The organism is Vallitalea okinawensis (genome assembly GCF_002964605.1).
GTDB classification, from domain to species: Bacteria; Bacillota; Clostridia; order Lachnospirales; family PQDH01; genus Vallitalea_A; species Vallitalea_A okinawensis.
In genome coordinates, this window is the sequence record NZ_PQDH01000001.1 from 427,734 (window position 1) to 446,317 (window position 18,584).

Here is an 18,584-nt window from a genome sequence, read left to right on the forward strand (position 1 = left end):
TAATATTATCTATATTCATTATAATTGATGTCCCTTAAAATTAAAATATATTAATATTATCAAGATCGAGTTTTATAGAATATTAATTAATCTTATGTTTTTTATGGAGGTATAGGTGATGAAAGAAATTCGTATTGGTACCCTAGTACAAGGAAAAGAATGTGTACAAATCATTCCACAAATTGTGGATCATGGTTTTGAGAGTTTTAGTTTAACCTTTTGGAAAAACTGTGATAACTTTGATTTTGCTGAAACAGCAAAAAAAGTGAATGCATTATTGAAACCTAGAGAAATTAGCATCTCATCATTATCCATTTTCAGTAATCCTTTAACTTTTGATGAGGATATTAGACAATGGGAAACAATCATTGATCATGCTCATCTCTTTGATTGTAATTTAGTAACTGGTTTTACTGGCAGATTAAAAAATGTACCTATCGATGAGAATATTTATAGATTTAAAGATGTCTTTGCTGAACTGGCTAAGAGAGCAGAGAGCAAAGGTATTAAAATAGCTTTTGAAAATTGTGATATGGGAGGAACTTGGGAGACAGGTGATTGGAATATAGCTCATAATCCTACTGCATGGGAGATGATGTTTGATGCAGTACCATACGATAATCTAGGTCTAGAGTGGGAACCTTGCCATCAGATGGTGAGTTTAATCAATCCCATACCACAGTTAAAGGAATGGGTTAGTAAAATCTTTCATGTACACGGAAAAGATGCAACAATTGATTGGGATATTATTCATAAATATGGTGTACATGGACCTAAAAAATTTGCATGGCATCGTACACCAGGATTCGGAGATTCTAATTGGACCAATATTATCTCTATACTACGACAAAATGACTTTGAAGGAAGTATTGATATTGAAGGTTTTCATGATCCCATTTATAAAGGTGAATTAGAAATGACAGGTCAAGTAAGCGGATTAAATTACTTGAAACAATGCAGGGGAGGCGATTTTATTTCGAACCCCCAAAAAGAAGATGGGAGCTTTTACTATGAGTAAATATAAAATTATAATTGTAGGCTGTGGAAATATCAGCAATAATTGGCTATCTAGTATAACCAAAAGAGCAGATGCGGATATTGTTGCTTTAGTTGATATTATACCTAGTAACGCGGAAATAAAGAAAAAAGAATATGGATTAGATTGTAAAATCTTCACTCAGTTAGAAGAAGCCATAGCTACTACCAATGCTAATATGGTTTGTGACTTAACTACACCTGCCCATCATTATTCAGTGGTATCTACAGCCATTCAAGCTGGATGCCATGTTTTAGGTGAGAAACCTATGGCGAATAGCATGGAAGAGGTCAACGATATTGTAAAACTTGTTAATGATCATGATGGATTTTATGCCGTTATGCAGAATAGAAGATATTTAAAAGGTTTTAGAGGTTTTAAAGAACTTCTAACAAAAGAAACATTAGGCGAAGTTGGCTACTTAGGTGTTAATTTTTTCCTCGGACCTCATTTCGGAGGATTTAGAGAATTAATGGACAGTCCTCTTATTCTAGATATGGCAATTCATACTTTTGATCAAGCCCGATTTTTAATCAATGCAAAACCCATATCTGTTTATTGTCAAGAGTACAACCCAAAGGGTTCATGGTATAAAGGCAATGCCTCAGCTATATGCATCTTTGAGTTTGATAATGGCTGTGTTTTAAACTATACTGGCTCATGGTGCGCTCATGGTATTAGTACTCCTTGGGAAGGTCAATGGCGGGTGCAAGGATCAAAAGGTACAGCTGTATACATAGACGAAAATAATATGTATGCTGAAGTCATTGATGAAACCAATAAAACAAAGAAAGTGCTACCTGGTTTTTCATGGAATGAAAAAACAGATCATGCTGGCTGTATTGATGAAATGTTTGAATCAGTTATTAAAGGTAAAAAATCTGATACAGATTGCAGAGATAATCGTTATAGCATGGCTATGGTCTTTGGTGCTATTAAAAGTGCTAAAAAAGAAAGGAAAATCTATTTAAGTAAAGAGATATTATAGACAGACTCTAAGCAAAACTGCTATCAGGTATTTGATAGCAGTTTAACTTTACCTATCATTTATATAGGTTCGTACACTCTTCAAAAATCATTTCTTAGAGAAAAGTGCATCATACTCTTTTGCTTTATCTGGATTTGGAATTCAACCTAAACACACATTTATCCTCTTATCGAAATTTAATATTCCACGTATCCTACATTTCTTTACATTTAACTAGTATAATAAATCTCTAAAATGAATTTATCATATCATCACAAAATCATCACATAACTACTTTAATATATTCACGTATCTACGTAGATATAAAAAAATACAATATGAGGAGTGATTTTTTATGAAAATCAAAGCTACATCTAAGAAAATACTACTATATGCCCTTGTTATGATCATGTGCTTAACATCTTTACCTATCGATGCTCTTGCATCCGAATACACTGGTGAGTTTGATAAGTCATATAAAATAACAAAAAGAGTGAAAGTTAAATTTTTGGGTATTAAATTCAAAAAGAAAGTTAAATTTGGAACAGTTAGAGTAACAGGGACTTATGACATGGAAGATCCTGATAATATTGGTGAGATAAAAGTCTATTTCCGTGGTTCACTTATTCTTGAAGGCGAGGCAGACAAAAATGGTGTGATGGTGGGACGTGGGTACAATGTCAAATTAAAAGGTATTGACTGGAGAGTTACACCATGCGTAAAATATTATCCTTCTTGGGGTTGCTATGGACTTGTGGTCAATATTGAAGGAGGCGGCCAAGACTTTGATGCACTTTATGTACCACTAGGTGGAATCTAAACACATTACTACTATAAAAGAAAATCTAATATATTACATAGTTAATACTGTTGAATAGGTATCATGTTGATAGGCTGTATCCTATGAGTCTATCATGTAAACTATAAAAATCTCCAACCTGATTATAATCAAGTTGGAGATTTTTTTAACTATGATACTAACCAAAATACTTCATCTTTCTTAACAAAAGCTAATTAGTAGTCCCTTAGATCCTTTTTCAGTTGAGATTCATAACACAACATCGATTTAAATTTTAGACTTACTCTTACATTCTCACTAAGCATTATATCCGGAAGAGGTATACTCCTACGCTCATCCCTCTTCATTAAAGGCATTTATTTTTTATTTCAAATAAATGCAAATTCATTCAAATTTCAAAGATGTGATGATGCAAAATACACCCACAAACCACCAATTGGACTTAATGTCCATTTACTTAAAGAATAATCAGATGTGGAATGTGATTGTGGTAATAAGGGCACACATGAAGTCATTTAATTGTTTACTATCCTATAGTTGGGTGTTATACTAATTTTATACATATAGAAAGTGTGATAAAATGAAAGAACAATTAAAGAAATTGATAAATACTTTTTTCAGCTTCAAAGGACGGATAAATCGCTTAGCTTATTTCGGCTATGGTTGTGTTCTATTTGCTTATTGGTTAATCATTTACCTAATATTAATGCTTAGTGAACCTACAACAGTTGAATTAATTATCTTCCTTGTACTTATGATACTACCATTCGTCTCTTCAACAAGTTTACATGTACGAAGACTCCACGATTTAAACCATTCTGGGTGGTGGGCTATTGTTATTTTTATAGGTGTTTTGTCAATACCAGTTATTTCTAATATTATTTCACTTATTGCAGGTATCTACCTCACCTTCTGGAAGGGTACAGATGGACCTAATGATTATGGTAACGATCCTTTGAACGATGATCCATTTATGTACGATACAATAACACAAGATGATGAAAAAAATATCAACTAAACATTAAAAAAACTGTTGGCAGCTACCTGCCAACAGTTTTTTTATGATCAAGAATCATCATCTTCTTGGTATTGATCCTTGTGATTCCTTTTCTATATTAACTAATGTTTTTAACCTTCTCTATTTACAACAAGTTGTCTAGTCGTCAACTTCATTTAATAAGTTTTCATACATTAATTGATCAATATAGACTTTCCCTTTTACTATATTTAAGAGTTTTTTATTCTTAAGAGTTTTTATGCCTCTTTCAACACTTCTTAGACTTACTCCTATTTCATCTGCAATCTGTTGCCTTGTTTTTCTTATATATAAATGATCACCATTAAACTCTACAAATTCTTTTACGAGGAACTTTTTTAATAAATATATGCTTGGATAATATCGTATCATACCTCTATCTTTTGAAACAGGATATAGTCTTTTAGCTAATTTTTTTAATAAAATAATAGTACAAGTGTGGTCATTCTGTATCCATTTCCAAAAATCCTGTCGAGATAATTGTATTAGAATACAGTCAGTAACTGTTTGAATAGTAACAGCAGCTTCTAGTTGATCAGCAAGAACTGCCTGCTCTCCAATAAAATGAATTCCCTTTGCTCTACCGAATACATATAGATAACCTTCTTTGAATTCATTCATAACACAACATTCACCTTTGCACAGTATATACACATATTTTATTTCATCCATTTTTTTTAAGATAACGCTATCTGGTTCAAAACGCTTAATATGACAACGTTTTTTTATATCAATTGGCATATTTTTAATTAACTCTCGAATATCATCAGATTCCTTGATAAGTTCCTCTAAGTTCACTATTCTACCCACTTCCAATTATTTCATGCTATTTATCATATTATAACATATTAAAAGTTTTATCAGCTATTCTTTTAAAATTCCATTGTAAGAACCTATCGTTAGTGTATGTAAACTCATATCTCAATTACCCTCTATGTATCAAAAAAACTATTAAACTTTATTAAGTTTAATCTTGCTCATCTCCAACTTTTTCTCTATATTCTTTAAGGATTTGAGTGACATATCCACAATTTTTCCAGTAACTAATGAAATAATGATGGTCCCTATATTAATTTGACCTAAACCATTCCCCCATATAAGACCAACTAATACTGCGAAGATGACTAAAGATAAATCTGTATAAAGTTTTGATGTACCTATAGTCGTCTTAAATAATTTACATATTGCAAATTGATACTCTTCAAGTGGTGATGGCATCCCGCTAAAAATTAATAAAGATATGGCAATTCCAGAAACAATCGTCATAACGATAAAGATCACGATATTTGTCATTAAGTAGTCATAATGAAAGCTATTCTCTAATGATTTCATAAAAAAATCAATGCAATAACCTATCAAAAAAGCGACTACCAGTGCTCCCCAATTAAATTTTTTCTTAGATATGACTTTGTTAATAGATATAAAGATAAAGCCTATAAACCAACTGAAAAATCCAATGGATAACCCAGTTGCAATTGATAAATTTGCGTATAGAGCATTTAAAGCATTTAATCCTAGCCCCGTCTTGATGAGTAAGACTATGGAAAATGATAAAGATATTATTCCCAGCAATGCTAGTATCATTTTTGTTAAGATTGTGTTTTTTAACATGTTTTCCTCCCTGTACAAGCGCTACGTAAATTATTCAGTGCATAGTAATAGGCGATATATAATACGCTCACTACATATCATGTCAATATAACACATATGATGACTACGCGCAATCATAATTATCACCTATTACACTTATGCAACTTCTTATTTACTTGTCATAGTATGATTTGTAAATTCCATTAAATGATGTTTTTCCGTTACTTAATGTTCCTGGTAAGTCAATCTGTCCATCACCTGTCACTGGTAGACGAGCGCCATCAATATTTGGATTCACATATTGAACAAACCAACTCTCAAGCATTCCTCTTAATCTAACGACTGTATCTCTTTGTGCTTCATTATTAATCAAATTAATCTTCTCATGTGGATCATGAATAACATCATAGAGCTCATGTGGTCCATGGGGGTATCTATGGACATATTTAAATTCCTTAGTACGGATCATTCTTACTGGACCGTATTCATCATAGACGACGACGTTCTCTCTTTCTTCCATAGAAACGCCTCTAAGTAAATTAGCAAAACTCATTCCAGGTAATTTTTCAGCCTCTGGATTATGGAGTCCTACATAATCTAATATCGTCGGCATAAAGTCATAGTGACTTAAAAGCTCATCACATTTTAATCCTTGCGGAATATGCTGAGGTCTAGATATGATCATTGGAACTTTTACTGAAGTGTCATACATATTTTGCGGAAATGTACCATTACCTTTTCCCCAAATACCATGTTGTCCTAAATTCATACCGTTATCAGAGGTAAATACTACAATGGTATTATCTCTAATTCCTAATTCATCAAGCTTATTAAGAATGTCGCCGACACTTTTGTCCATTGCCGTTACAGCTGTATAATAACCTTGTAGCATATATCTTCTTTTATCTTTATTCTCAATTCCAGGATGTCTCCTATATACTTGCCAAGGATGAATAGGCTCATCTTCAACTGATTCAAAAGGACACTCGTTATAGGAATCCCATATATCTTTAGGTTGGTCCTCTTTAATCCAAGGGGAATGGGGTGCTGTATAGTGAAGGCTTAAGTAAAAGGGTTGATCAGCATCATTACATTTTTCTATATATTGTATACCTTCCTCTGTTATGATGTCTGTTATATACCGATCTTCAATGGTTAGTTGACCATATCTATGAAAATCAGGTAAATGATAAATACATCCTCCCTTACCTATAACAGACCAGTAAGAAAATCCTTTTTGAGGGTTAGGACTATCCCCTAAATGCCATTTACCACTTATACCACACTGATACCCATTACTATTCAGAATATCTGTATACCCTAACTGATCTTTAAGATATTGGATAGTTTCGTCACTTTCATGTTTAATAAATCTATATTGAGCCGTTTCTGATATATCAACGGTTTCCTCCTCAGGCACAGTATTAAAATCAATATCCGTATTATCGCCTAAAGAAGCAATATATCGCTTTTTACTAACTCTTTTATTTTTATATGCTTCTTTATTAATACAACCTTTACCTAACCAATCATGAATACCATGTTGTGATGGAATTCTTCCTGTTAGGAGGGAAGCACGTGCGGCTGAACAAACTGGAGATGTACAGAAATAATTTGTAAATAACATCCCCTCCCGAGCTAACCTATCTAAGTTTGGAGTCTTAACTTCCTTATTTCCATAGCATCCCATTGCCCAGACACCATGGTCATCAGATAGTATAAATACAATATTGGGGTTATTTTTTTCTTTCCTTATCATAAAAATCGCCTTCTTCCTTTATTATTTTAGAAGAATTTTATTTAGTTAATACACGTTACATATTCAGTTACCTATTAATATAATTCCATAAACAGTTTTAGTCACAGATTTACATTAGCATATGGAGATAACTTTTCTTTAATCTAAAACTAAAGGATCATTGGTTTCTTTTTGCCACCTTTTTAATTTTTTAATCATTTCATTCTCGATTTCAGCATACTCTTTTTTACCAATTAAATTATCAAGTTCATATGGGTCATCTTTTAAATTATATAACTCTTTTAGTTGACCTTCAAATGATACGTATTTATAATTACCCTTAACTAACATACGTCCATTAATTTTTTCCGCATAACCATGACCACTTGTTTCGCACATTAAGTCTTCTCTCCATGATACCTGATCTTGTGAAAATAAGTCCAGTATACTTCTACCATGTACTTTTTCAGTAAAAGATAAACCTGCGGCATCTAAGATAGTTGTTGGTATGTCCATATTGGAGATTAATTCATTACATTCCTGATGTGGTTTTAACTTGTTTGGCCATCGGATAGCCATTGGAATTCGCATGACTTCTTGAGACATATAGGAGCATTTATCAAAATGTCCTCCATGACTTGCTAAAGCATCACCATGATCTGCAGACCAAATGACAATGGTATTTTCATCTAGACCAAGTTCTTTTAATTTATTGATGATCACTCCTCCTGCATCATCTATCATTGTCTGATGAGCATATGCTCTAGCTAGAATCTGTTGCCAATGTTCCCACTTTAGTGGGCTTGGACTAATAATTTTACCATCTTTATCACCTAATGGTAAATTGCGTTCCTCCCGGTGCACTTCAGGTCGATTATTTAAATCATCAAAATGACTTCCATAGACTTGGATCTCTGATGGGTCATACATATCTAAATATTCTTGTGTAGGGAAGAAGGGTTGGTGAGGTCCCCAAAAATCAACACGTAAGTGAAAGGGTTCTTCACTATCGCTCTTACTAATTTCTTCTAATTGATCACATGCCAGGTTGGCTAAGAAAAATGCTTCATGAGTTTCTTTTGGTGTTGTCGTTATACCAACAGCATGTTCTCCACACCAAAATGCTTCACAAGAGTAGTTAGCTCCTTCTATCAAGCCTTTAAATACGTTGCTTTCAACCATATCTTCAGGTGTAAAATCATATTCAATCTTATGTAGTGCTTTAGGTAGTTTATTTTTCTTGAGATACGCTTTATACTCATCTGATATATATGGATTGCCATAACCCTCACAACTAAATCCTTCACACTTTTGATGGGTTATAGGTGTACCTGGACCAGCATGCCACTTCCCATAGTAGTAGTTCTTATATCCGTCTCCATTTAACTTTTTAAGATAGCTTTCTTCAACATAGGGTGTCTCAGAAAAATTAAAGAGATGGCCATGGGTATGTGAAAATAAACCATTTAACATTGAACGTCGTACTGGACTGCATAATGGTGTCGCACAATAGGCATTTGTAAACTCTACACCTTCACTAGCTAACTTATCAAAATTAGGTGTCTTGGGTTTAACGTCTCCATCCCAACCGTGTCGGTAATAAGCTTGATGATCATTTAGAATAAAAACGATATTTGGTTTTTTCATATTCTATCATTCCTTTTTGTATTTAGAATCTGTTTAAATTGAATACTATTTTATTGTGTTTATAAGGAATTATAACAAAGACTTCTAGCTAAAAAAATGCCACCCGTCACTTTTAGAAATCTTTTATAATAAACTCCATTTGCTATTCTTTTGCACCATATTTTACATAAGAACACCTCCTGCAAATGATTATAGCCGGAGGTGTTTAATTTCAATAGGTGTTCAATTATATATATTGGTAATAATATTGCTTCCACTTCACTCTATTAATTATCTAATTATATATAAGGATATTACGAACTTACTTTTGATTTCTTTATTCTATTCTGTTGAATAACACCGATAATAACGATAACCGTTAGTAAAATAAACACAATGCAAATAGGTCTAGTGAAAAAGATATCCCATGAACCTTTAGAAATAACAAGTGATCTTCTTAAGTTGTCTTCAGCAACTGATCCTAGGATTAATCCAAGGACAATAGGCATGACAGGATAACCAAATCTTTTAAATAGATAAAACACTATCCCTGCACCAACTAATACATAAATGTTAAACATATTCCTTCCTACTGAATATGTACCTGCTGCACATAGGAATATCAACGCTGCCATAATGAATTCATTGGGTACCTTTGCTACTTTGGCAAAATACTTCATTAATAATCTACCTTCAAAGTACATAATTATATTTATTAATAATAGCCCTACCATGACGGCATACATTTCAGTTGCGTAATCTCTAAACAATAATGGACCTGGTGCCAGTCCCTGAATAGTAAGAGCACCCATTAATGCTGCAGCACCACCACTACCTGGGATACCAACTGTCAACATCGGAATTAAGGCTGACCCTGTAACGGCATTATTGGCAGACTCAGAAGCTGCAACACCATCCATATTACCTTTTCCAAAGGATTCTGGATCTTTTGATGTACGTTTAGCCTCATTATAACTCATAAATGATGCAATTCCTGCACCTGCTGCAGGTATAGCACCTATAATAGTACCAATTACTGAACCTTTTAAGATTGTCTTTAAGCTTTTTCTAACTTCTTTACCTGAGAGAAAATCATTTTCCTCCAAAGCAATAATTTCTTTCTGTTGAAGGCTATGATCATCCTCAGGCTTATAGAAATGTTCATATACACCTGTGAACACCTTACTCATTGCAAAAACACCCATTAAAATACTAACAAATGAAAATCCATTGTAAAGATATACCGAATCAAATGTGAAACGAAATACACCTGAAATATTGTCGATCCCAACCATAGCTATTAAGAAACCTAAGCTTCCCATAAATATTCCTTTTGCAATGCTGTTTGCACTGATGGCAGCTATAATTGTTAATCCAAATATCGCCAAAACAAAATACTCAGGTGGTCCAAATTCCATAGCAAAGCTTGCTATGATAGGTGCAAATACCAATAAACTAATAGCGCTAATAAACCCACCAATACTCGATGATGTTAATGCCATTAATAGGGTCTTATAAGCCTTCCCCTGTTTTGCCAGGGGGTATCCATCCAATAAAGTGGCAGCAGCCTGGGCTGTACCGGGTGTACCAATTAATATTGCTGTAATAGATCCTCCAAACCCACCACCACAATATATACCTAATAAAAATACCATTGCTGCAATTGGATTCATTGAAAATGAAAGTGGTAGGCACAAAGTCATACCAAGAACCGGTGTAAGACCTGGAATAGCTCCAAAAATCATTCCAAGTAAGATTCCTGAACAAATCAGGAACAGATGTTCAACTGTTATAACAGTTATCAAGCCTTGTATAATATTTTCCATTTAAACTGTCTCCTTACTACTTGCTCGAAATAAATTTATGGAAGTGGTACACCAAGGACAAGCGTAAATAAGAAATATACTGCAAGAACAAATATTGCCATATAAACATATATACTTTTTCTCGCCTTATATACCGCCAAGGTTACAGCACTAACAAATAGTGTTGCAATCAAATAACCAACTTTGTCAATTAAGAAAACGTATGCTACAACAACAACCATATACAGTAGCATTTTACCTTCCTTTTTCAGATTGAACTCAATAATCTTATCCTTCTTAGTCACTAGAGCCTTTCCTGCAATATATAGTGCTAATATAAACATGGTGGCTATAATAATCCTTGGAAACAATTGAGCGTTATTCTCTGCTTCTGTAACAACAATATGATAGGGTACCATTATCCATAAAATAGCTGAAAATATCATCAGAGCAATACCACTGGTCAAATCTCTTCTTATCTTTATATTCATTGATACAACCTCTATTCCATCTACTTACTTTGTGTTACTCACTTAACAACTCCTCAGAAATCTTATCCATATCATCTAAGAAAGCTTTAATCTGTTCAGCATCCATATTTTTCATTTCTAGATTTTGTGCTTTCTCCATTTCTTTTATGAACTCTTCATTGCGACATACATTTAATAATCCTTCATATAATCTATTGATTATGGCTTCATCTGTACCACTACGTATAGCAAACATAGTCAACATATCATTGGAAACTTCATAGCCATAGTCTGAGATACTATTCATCTTGCCATATGGTCCATCATAATCTTCATTTGATAAAATAGCTAATGGGACAATAGACCCTTCTTTGACAAACTGGTCTGCAGTACTTAGACTGGTTGCATAAACATTCGTGTCATTTGCTAGTAAATTGACAATCCCCTGATTTCCATTTTCAGCAGTTACAGTTTCACTTTCTGCTCCCATTGCAGTATATATTTTTTTCTGAGTACTATGTAGGGGCTTACCTACACCTGGACTACCAAAAACAATTCGATTCTCTTTAGCAAAAGCTTCTAGATCTTCAATACTTTTGATTCCTGTGTTTTCTGGTGCAGCATATAACCCAAACTGAATAATTTGAAAGCTGAAAATCGGATCAAAATCCTTTCTTGTAAAAGCAGTCTTCTGAGCCATAGGAATATAAGACATTAATGAGCTATTCGTATAAATGATGGTGTTTGTGTTAGCTTTTTCTGTAAGATATTCTGTAGATGCTACAACACCACCAGCACCTGGTTTGTTCTCAACAATAACATCTGTTCCTAACTCATCTGATAAATACTTAGCAATTAATCTATTTGCTATATCAGCACCGCCACCTGCTGCATAAGGAACAATAATGCGTAATGGTTCACTTAAATATTCCTCTACAATCTTTTCACTTGAAGAACCCTCATTACTATTTTTGTCAGAAGTTATTTCCTCATTATTGGAGCAACCTACCAACGAACTTAACAATAAAATAACCATTATCCCAATACAAATCTTTTTCATATTCTACCTCCACCTTGGATTTATTAATAATTGCAAAGAGCACTTATCCATAAATCTATTATATCCCTTTTAACTAATCAGAAACATGCCACATGGCATTAATACAATAAAAAAGCATAATTTTTTTTCCTCTCTAGATGCTTTTTTATGCAATTCTATTAAATTGTAAAACGAACCATCTTCTATTATCCAACTTAGTCTTCTTGATGCATTTCTCATTTAAGTTCGTCGATACTGGTCTACTAACTGGTGAGTAGGTATAATAATTTAAATAAAAAAGCATCAACTATTTAGCTGATGACTAAGATAATATATGGTATATTTAATTATTGAAACGCTTTGGGTGTTTATTTATTGGTTAATTGATTGGAAATAGGTAGATGGTGGTCTATCTATTTCTTTTTTATTTGAATTTCATCTTACACACAGTAGATTAAACTAATAGTTTCACTAGCTTCTTTAATTCCACTACATCTCTAGTCTCTCCAAAATTTCTTTTTTCTGCTAACCATATTAACCTCTTTGAAACTTCAGATATTATCTTAATCAATTCTTTAGTACTAATAGAATATCTATATTCTACTTTCCTACCATTACGATTATTAATAAAATCCATTAGTATTTGATCTTTATTTCTTTTACACTCAATCAAGAAAGGACCATCCATAAAATACAACTCAAAGTTATTACTATTCATATTAATAACATTTGAGATTAAACTTTCACACCACATTCTCAAAACTGCAAAAGGCATATCAGTCCAATCTTTACAGGGAAATGAACTTGTCTCGATCTTGATATAAAATTTACTAAATATAATAGAGGAAGTACTTGAGAAACTAAAATCTCCCTCATAATGTATTTCTATCAAGTTTATCACCATCTCATCATAGTATAAATAACTTACCTAACTTTGTATTGCTTCATAACTTACCTACATATACATCTGTACAAACATAATTATTTCAAACTTTCTATAATTTGTAATGTTATAATACTTTACAGAAGTTAGATAGATAGATTTTTACTTCTTGTAAATACTTTTCATCATATGCTAATCCTATTGCATTATAAATTTGTTCTCCAGCATATGTTAGTCTTTCCCCTCTAAGATGAGATTTTGATTTTGGTATAAAATATAACTCATCTCCACAATAACTAGCTTTCATTTTAACGTCTTCATTCAAATAAAATACTGAATCCATTCTGATAAGTCCTAGATCATCTAAGTGTCCTATTTTTCCAATATGAATTCCCTCTTCACTAAGTTTTAAGTTAGAGTATTTTGTTTTTGGCCTAAATAAAACATTAGAAATATTAATAATATACCTTGAATACTCTTCAAATATCCGTGCATCAAAAGGTGATAGAATTTTTAAAACATTAAGTGTCTGCCTAGAAGTAGTACAACTACCATTAACAGTTGTGGCTAGGATTTTTGACCATAGTTGTTGAAGTTCATTTTCAGAAACTGACTTACAATTTTCAAAAAAATTAATCAAAAAATCTTCATCTACATCTTCGTTATATGTATCACTATGATCAATGTAATTTATAGCATTTTCTAAAATCGTCTCTATATTTTTTTGATATTTTATTTCTTGGATGGTTAATCTATACGCTGCTCTTGATGCTAATTCTTTTGCATCTATGTTTGCTCTAGTGGAAATCAAAAGTGCTTCTGCATCAGCACTAGCTTTTCTTCTAATTCTTCTTGGTTCATATAATACTCCTATTGCTGATGCGACCTTTTCTACTAATTTTGTAACTGGTTCTGAAAAAGCGCTTAATTCTTCGCCAATCATATACTCCCCTCCTATAACAAAATTAATAAGTTCATTCCAATATAATTGTTAAAACTAGTTTAGAGTTTAAATTGTCACTATCCATCTGCATAATAGATGAAATCATCCAATGATTATTACGTATAACTTTAATGAAATATAGAAATATCACCATCATAAACTAATCATTTGTATACTGTACAAGTATTTATTTAAAATTATAACATAAAATTGAATTAATTGTAATTTATTTGTAATTCTATAAAATATCTTATAATTTGATTTACAGATAGGTTTCTATAATCCAGATAGATTTAGTAATCAAGCCTACTTTAGAATGAAGCCATTTACATGTATTTAAAAAACTGCTGGCAGCTATCTGCCAGCAGTTTTAAACTTCTCTTAGAATCCCCGTCTTCGTGGTCTTGGTCCTTGTGGTTCTTCTGCTACATCATTCATTGGTTTATAGTCTTCTCCGTCTCGATCCCCGTCTCCATCGTCATCGTCACAACCACAGTCGTCGTCATCATTTGGGAATAATGCTAGTGGTAAGATATTTTGTTCTAATAAGTCCCCTTCAACGAATTCTTTACAAGCATTTTCTGTTACTTCATAGATAGGCTCACATTTTGGTGGTACAGCAATACCATCATGAGGAATCTTGTATTGAATGAAGTAAACAACTTTTAAGTAAATTGTTAATCCAATTGCTACAACGCCTCTACAAGGATCAAATCTAACAACTTTAGCTAATGCTTGAGAGTCAACGCCTTGACGTAAGTCATCATTTCTAGCATCTTCACCATTTTCAATAAATCCTAAGAAGTTTATTGTAGGAATGCATTCGTCGCAAGTATCAATATAGGATACTCCATAAGGTGCATATAAATCTATTGTAATTGATGATGGATTTGTTTCTTCGTCGTATTCTGGATCATCTTCACATGGTAAGAATAACTCATCAATACAGAATGTATCGATTATACAACATCTGTCGTCGAGTACTTTTACTGCAAGTTTTACACAGATATGAGAAAGAGTAATTCTAATACAGTTAGGACGATTCTTAATAAATTCAACTTTTGAACCATCTTCTCCATAGTGAATGTTATAGTCGATTCCAATGACCCTTAGTTGAATGCTTGCTGCATCTTCATACTTTTTGAAAATATCTCGTTGGATAACTTTACAAAGATTAATACCACATTCATCGAATATAACTGGTGCAACAATAGTTAATTTTTTGGGCTCTCCTAAAGGAGGACACAAGCATGGATCTCTCTTTTCTGGGTTATCAGGATCGTTGCATAAGATACAATCATCATCTACATGTCTTTTATAAACTTTCCCTTTACATCCCTTATTGAAGTATATATCACAACTTGACATACCTTTTACCTCCTTAAAAAATAATTCAATATATCTTATGAGCAGGATTCCTTATTTGTTACTATCCTATTGTATGTATTCCAAAATATTCGTATATTTGAAACCTTTTTGCAATATACATATATAAGAATATGAGATCTGCCCAAGAAAAGTGACTGAACCAACTTTTCAAGTATGTGTAGGAAAGTACGGTACCTTGGGAGCAAAACTTGTATTTCTTACACTAAAAAAGGAGGTTAATAACTGTGGCCTATATCATCAAAAATAATCCAGATCATTTATTTTTTCTTGACTATTCTCAACGTAATGGTCTTTACTATAAACAATTCACTCATTCAAGAAATTTAAGAACAAATATCTTATATGCAATGAGTACCGAACACTTTGCAGCAACACAAGATGATTCTAATCAAATACATATTGTGTGCAAAGATAAACATAATCAGCTGGTACATTTTACTCAAAATAGTAGTAACCTATTTGATAATAATGTGATTTTGGAAGATTCAGATAACAACTTCCGTATATCTAATTTTAAATTTGTAACTTGCGAAGGTGAGCTATTCTTATTCTATACAGCTCGAAATCCTAATGAGAATACCTCCGATATTATCCAGCACAAAATCACAAGTAAGGATGAACCACCACAATCCGTTATTCCAGTAACCAGTTTAAACAGTAATTATGAATGCTTTAATTACAATGGTAAAATCTATCTTCTATCCATTAACGAGGAAGATTATCAAAAACATGAATTGCAATTAAGTATCTATGATCCAGCTGTTGGAGAATGGGAATATTATGATACCTTAGCTTCCACGCCACACCCTATCACCTATTGCAGTATGTGTATTGATAATAACGATACTTTCCACATCATCTATACACAAAATCAAAATAGTACTTTTGTGACCCAATACATGAAGCTGGAACCAGAAGATGAATACATAAGTGAAGCATACTCATGTCCATTTGATATTAATCCTATCATCTTTGTTTATGATGGGACTCTATGGATCAACTGGTTTGAAAACAATAATTTATATATGCAACTTTCAACAGATTTCGGAGAATCCTTTTCTAAACCTCAATTATGTTCTCTACAGGATACCAACATAAAAGTCTATCACTATTTATACGATCCTGATATGCATCCTAATTTACAAGGAAGTAGTTTTTATGGTGCTATGGATACCTACCCTAAACTGGCCATACTCAACCAATTAGATATGGATAACATACATATTAACACGAAACCTAATAATGAATTAAAACTGTATGTGAGTACCCTTAAATCTGCGTATACGAATGCTGAAAAAGAACAGTATGAAAAACTCATGCAAGAAAATGATGAGTTAAAACGTATACAAGAAAAAATCACTGGTCAATACGAGGAACTCAGTAAACTAGCCAAAAATCTTCAAAAAGAAGGTAAAAAATGGCGCAATAAATATTACTCTGCTGAACTAGAACTTCGTAGCTATAAAACTCAATTCAAAAAAATGAAAGACTCAAATAAACCTCTAGGTGATTCCTAGAGGTGTTTTTTCTTATTAAGTTCATCGTCAATGATTTGCCCTATAATCTCTGCCACTCCTCCGATTATTCTTGAACAATCTCGTTCTGTATTTTTCATTTGGTTTCTCAATTTATGACAGTAGATACTGTGATACTTATTATGAATGAGTGTCATTAATTTAACTCGTAACCGAATGCAAGTATCATGATCAAACATAAGACCAAAAATAAATAGTCCAACCTCTATTGCTACACAGGTTGAGCCTACCCCTAATCCATTGCTATAACATTGACACATATCAAAACATTGTTCATGAATATCCAGATTATAAACCTCTTCAGCTGCTTTTAAGATACACTGTGAACAATTATAAGGTCCTCTATAATATTTAAATGCTGCTTCTTTCATTTTTCTAGACATTGAAAAACCTCCTCTTAATAAAAGTATTCTTATCAAAAGGAGGTTGTGTCTATTTAACAATTTTAACTGCTACAGGCTTATATTTACTTGTTTTAAATTTACTTTCATTCTTCCTAATACCTAAATAGCTCAGGGCTAAGAGGATGAATCCTGATAATAAGGCTATACCTTCTGATTGAGTGCCAGTAACTATACCACTGATATAATAACCGCTAATTAGACCTATCATTAGAGCTATAAAAGGTATTCCATACATAATAGCCACTGCTTTTAAGAAGTTGCTTTCTTCTAATGTCACTTCCACTTGATCACCTACAGATGCATGACAAAGGTTCTGTGCCTTTAAAATCATTTCCTGTTCTTGCATACCTTGTATACATGCTCGGCATTTGTTACATGCTTCTTGGCGATTTAAAGATACGATGACTTCATCACCTTGTATCTCCTTAACCAAACCTATTTCTGCCATGGTCGGTCTCCCTTCTTATAGTTGCCCAGGAGTTTAAAATAACAACTTGTCTCTTCCATGCGTTTCATGGTACTCCTTATTTTATTATCTAACAAATTACCTTCAAAATCAATATAAAATAAATATTCCCATGGTTCTTCTACAAGGGGTCTGGATTCAATCTTCAACATGTTAATACCTTCATCTGCAAGGTGTCTTAAAACACTGAATAGGGCACCCGCTCTATGTTTCGTTGATAAAATGACTGATATCTTGTTTTGATTTTCCTTATAATCCTGTTCTTTTTGCACGACAATAAATCGAGTTGTGTTTCTGCCATGGCAATTAATACCTTCTCTTAAAACCTTTAATCCGTATAACTGGGCAGAACGCATGCTTCCAATAGCAGCTTTTGCTTTACTATTCTCCTTTTTCACCAATCTAGCACTTCTTGCAGTATTATAATAAGGTATACATCTCCAATGCCTATACTCGTTTAAAAATTCTTTACTTTGTTCAAATCCTTGAGGATGTGAGTACACCTCTTCTATTGTATCAATGGTGGCTTCCTGAGTTCCCAGCAAACTATGAGAAACCTTTACATATTGCTCTCCAACTATTTTACAATCATATTTATTTAAAAGATCATAGACTTCAGCTATAGCACCTGTTGATGAATTTTCTATTGGCAATACACCACATTGGATTTCCCCTTGATCAATAGCTATGAAGACGTCTTCAAATCGAGAATAATTATGTTTTTCATATGCCTTATCATTGAAATACAGCATGAGCGCTTCTTCACTATAAGATCCTTCTATACCTTGATAACCTATTTTCTCCAATACCATCACACCTCATTGTTTTTCCCCGACCACTGTTCTACCTTATCATCAA

18 protein-coding genes are annotated in these 18,584 nt (G+C 32.8%); 5 read left to right on the forward strand and 13 right to left on the reverse strand.

Translation table 11 applies throughout. From position 1 onward, the window contains the following. Positions 1-118 precede the first annotated feature (118 nt). From C1Y58_RS02115 to C1Y58_RS02130, 4 genes are all read left to right on the forward strand, one after another. Entirely contained in the window at positions 119-1,018 is a 900-nt protein-coding gene (locus tag C1Y58_RS02115; protein ID WP_105614337.1) for a sugar phosphate isomerase/epimerase family protein, read from the forward strand. Next, positions 1,011-2,024 carry a Gfo/Idh/MocA family protein gene (locus C1Y58_RS02120; protein ID WP_105614915.1) on the forward strand — a complete coding sequence of 338 codons (1,014 nt, stop codon included), beginning with the start codon at positions 1,011-1,013 and terminating at the stop codon, positions 2,022-2,024. Before C1Y58_RS02115 ends, C1Y58_RS02120 begins: the two co-directional genes overlap by 8 nt. Positions 2,025-2,358: 334 nt before the next feature. After that, positions 2,359-2,823, forward strand: a complete 465-nt coding sequence (locus C1Y58_RS02125) for a hypothetical protein (RefSeq protein ID WP_105614338.1) — start codon at positions 2,359-2,361, stop codon at positions 2,821-2,823. Positions 2,824-3,382: 559 nt separating this feature from the next. After that, positions 3,383-3,820: a DUF805 domain-containing protein gene (locus C1Y58_RS02130; protein ID WP_105614339.1), complete on the forward strand. Its 438-nt coding sequence runs from the start codon at positions 3,383-3,385 to the stop codon at positions 3,818-3,820. Positions 3,821-3,958: 138 nt separating this feature from the next. Here C1Y58_RS02130 and C1Y58_RS02135 read toward each other — a convergent pair whose 3' ends face one another. The 10 genes from C1Y58_RS02135 to C1Y58_RS02180 form a co-directional block, all read right to left on the reverse strand. After that, positions 3,959-4,636: a Crp/Fnr family transcriptional regulator gene (locus C1Y58_RS02135; protein WP_105614340.1), complete on the reverse strand. Its 678-nt coding sequence runs from the start codon at positions 4,634-4,636 to the stop codon at positions 3,959-3,961. 153 nt (positions 4,637-4,789) lie between these two features. Then, complete coding sequence (locus C1Y58_RS02140; protein ID WP_105614341.1) at positions 4,790-5,449, reverse strand: YczE/YyaS/YitT family protein; 660 nt, start codon at positions 5,447-5,449, stop codon at positions 4,790-4,792. Positions 5,450-5,600: 151 nt separating this feature from the next. After that, the gene (locus tag C1Y58_RS02145; RefSeq protein ID WP_105614342.1) at positions 5,601-7,187 is read right to left on the reverse strand and encodes a sulfatase family protein; all 1,587 of its coding nucleotides are present in this window, start codon (positions 7,185-7,187) and stop codon (positions 5,601-5,603) included. Positions 7,188-7,325: 138 nt separating this feature from the next. Continuing rightward, the gene (locus tag C1Y58_RS02150; RefSeq protein WP_105614343.1) at positions 7,326-8,813 is read right to left on the reverse strand and encodes a sulfatase-like hydrolase/transferase; all 1,488 of its coding nucleotides are present in this window, start codon (positions 8,811-8,813) and stop codon (positions 7,326-7,328) included. A gap of 293 nt (positions 8,814-9,106) precedes the next feature. Continuing rightward, on the reverse strand, positions 9,107-10,618 hold the full coding sequence (locus C1Y58_RS02155) for a tripartite tricarboxylate transporter permease (RefSeq protein ID WP_105614344.1): 1,512 nt from the start codon (positions 10,616-10,618) through the stop codon (positions 9,107-9,109). Between the two features lie 35 nt (positions 10,619-10,653). Then, positions 10,654-11,088 (reverse strand): tripartite tricarboxylate transporter TctB family protein, encoded by a 435-nt coding sequence (locus tag C1Y58_RS02160; protein ID WP_105614345.1) that lies wholly within the window; start codon positions 11,086-11,088, stop codon positions 10,654-10,656. 34 nt (positions 11,089-11,122) lie between these two features. Then, entirely contained in the window at positions 11,123-12,127 is a 1,005-nt protein-coding gene (locus C1Y58_RS02165) for a tripartite tricarboxylate transporter substrate binding protein (RefSeq protein ID WP_105614346.1), read from the reverse strand. 433 nt (positions 12,128-12,560) lie between these two features. Then, complete coding sequence (locus C1Y58_RS26675; RefSeq protein WP_105614347.1) at positions 12,561-12,998, reverse strand: hypothetical protein; 438 nt, start codon at positions 12,996-12,998, stop codon at positions 12,561-12,563. A 118-nt stretch (positions 12,999-13,116) separates the two neighbouring features. Beyond that, positions 13,117-13,932: a DUF2806 domain-containing protein gene (locus C1Y58_RS02175; protein ID WP_105614348.1), complete on the reverse strand. Its 816-nt coding sequence runs from the start codon at positions 13,930-13,932 to the stop codon at positions 13,117-13,119. Between the two features lie 381 nt (positions 13,933-14,313). Continuing rightward, complete coding sequence (locus tag C1Y58_RS02180) at positions 14,314-15,300, reverse strand: hypothetical protein (RefSeq protein ID WP_105614349.1); 987 nt, start codon at positions 15,298-15,300, stop codon at positions 14,314-14,316. 245 nt (positions 15,301-15,545) lie between these two features. Between C1Y58_RS02180 and C1Y58_RS02185 the strand changes: the two genes are divergently transcribed. Beyond that, positions 15,546-16,838 (forward strand): hypothetical protein, encoded by a 1,293-nt coding sequence (locus tag C1Y58_RS02185; RefSeq protein ID WP_105614350.1) that lies wholly within the window; start codon positions 15,546-15,548, stop codon positions 16,836-16,838. Here the strand turns inward: C1Y58_RS02185 and C1Y58_RS02190 are convergent. From C1Y58_RS02190 to pheA, 3 genes are read right to left on the reverse strand one after another with little or no spacing between them, the layout of a single operon-like run. After that, positions 16,835-17,239: a C-GCAxxG-C-C family (seleno)protein gene (locus tag C1Y58_RS02190; protein WP_105614351.1), complete on the reverse strand. Its 405-nt coding sequence runs from the start codon at positions 17,237-17,239 to the stop codon at positions 16,835-16,837. The two genes, C1Y58_RS02185 and C1Y58_RS02190, sit on opposite strands and share 4 nt — an antisense overlap. A 49-nt stretch (positions 17,240-17,288) precedes the next feature. Next, positions 17,289-17,708 carry a SoxR reducing system RseC family protein gene (locus tag C1Y58_RS02195; protein WP_105614352.1) on the reverse strand — a complete coding sequence of 140 codons (420 nt, stop codon included), beginning with the start codon at positions 17,706-17,708 and terminating at the stop codon, positions 17,289-17,291. Further along, positions 17,696-18,532 carry a prephenate dehydratase gene (gene pheA, locus C1Y58_RS02200; protein WP_157949905.1) on the reverse strand — a complete coding sequence of 279 codons (837 nt, stop codon included), beginning with the start codon at positions 18,530-18,532 and terminating at the stop codon, positions 17,696-17,698. The genes C1Y58_RS02195 and pheA overlap by 13 nt, the downstream gene beginning before the upstream one ends. Positions 18,533-18,584: the final 52 nt, after the last annotated feature.

Coding starts and splice junctions, on each gene's coding strand:
- C1Y58_RS02155 (WP_105614344.1), bottom strand. CDS start 10,618: ATGGAAAATATTATACAAGGCTTGATAACTGTTATAACAGTTGAACAT.
- C1Y58_RS02165 (WP_105614346.1), bottom strand. CDS start 12,127: ATGAAAAAGATTTGTATTGGGATAATGGTTATTTTATTGTTAAGTTCG.
- C1Y58_RS02180 (WP_105614349.1), bottom strand. CDS start 15,300: ATGTCAAGTTGTGATATATACTTCAATAAGGGATGTAAAGGGAAAGTT.
- C1Y58_RS02150 (WP_105614343.1), bottom strand. CDS start 8,813: ATGAAAAAACCAAATATCGTTTTTATTCTAAATGATCATCAAGCTTAT.
- C1Y58_RS02195 (WP_105614352.1), bottom strand. CDS start 17,708: ATGGCAGAAATAGGTTTGGTTAAGGAGATACAAGGTGATGAAGTCATC.
- C1Y58_RS02130 (WP_105614339.1), top strand. CDS start 3,383: ATGAAAGAACAATTAAAGAAATTGATAAATACTTTTTTCAGCTTCAAA.
- C1Y58_RS02190 (WP_105614351.1), bottom strand. CDS start 17,239: ATGTCTAGAAAAATGAAAGAAGCAGCATTTAAATATTATAGAGGACCT.
- C1Y58_RS02120 (WP_105614915.1), top strand. CDS start 1,011: ATGAGTAAATATAAAATTATAATTGTAGGCTGTGGAAATATCAGCAAT.
- C1Y58_RS02160 (WP_105614345.1), bottom strand. CDS start 11,088: ATGAATATAAAGATAAGAAGAGATTTGACCAGTGGTATTGCTCTGATG.
- C1Y58_RS02175 (WP_105614348.1), bottom strand. CDS start 13,932: ATGATTGGCGAAGAATTAAGCGCTTTTTCAGAACCAGTTACAAAATTA.
- C1Y58_RS02125 (WP_105614338.1), top strand. CDS start 2,359: ATGAAAATCAAAGCTACATCTAAGAAAATACTACTATATGCCCTTGTT.
- C1Y58_RS02140 (WP_105614341.1), bottom strand. CDS start 5,449: ATGTTAAAAAACACAATCTTAACAAAAATGATACTAGCATTGCTGGGA.
- C1Y58_RS02145 (WP_105614342.1), bottom strand. CDS start 7,187: ATGATAAGGAAAGAAAAAAATAACCCCAATATTGTATTTATACTATCT.
- C1Y58_RS02115 (WP_105614337.1), top strand. CDS start 119: ATGAAAGAAATTCGTATTGGTACCCTAGTACAAGGAAAAGAATGTGTA.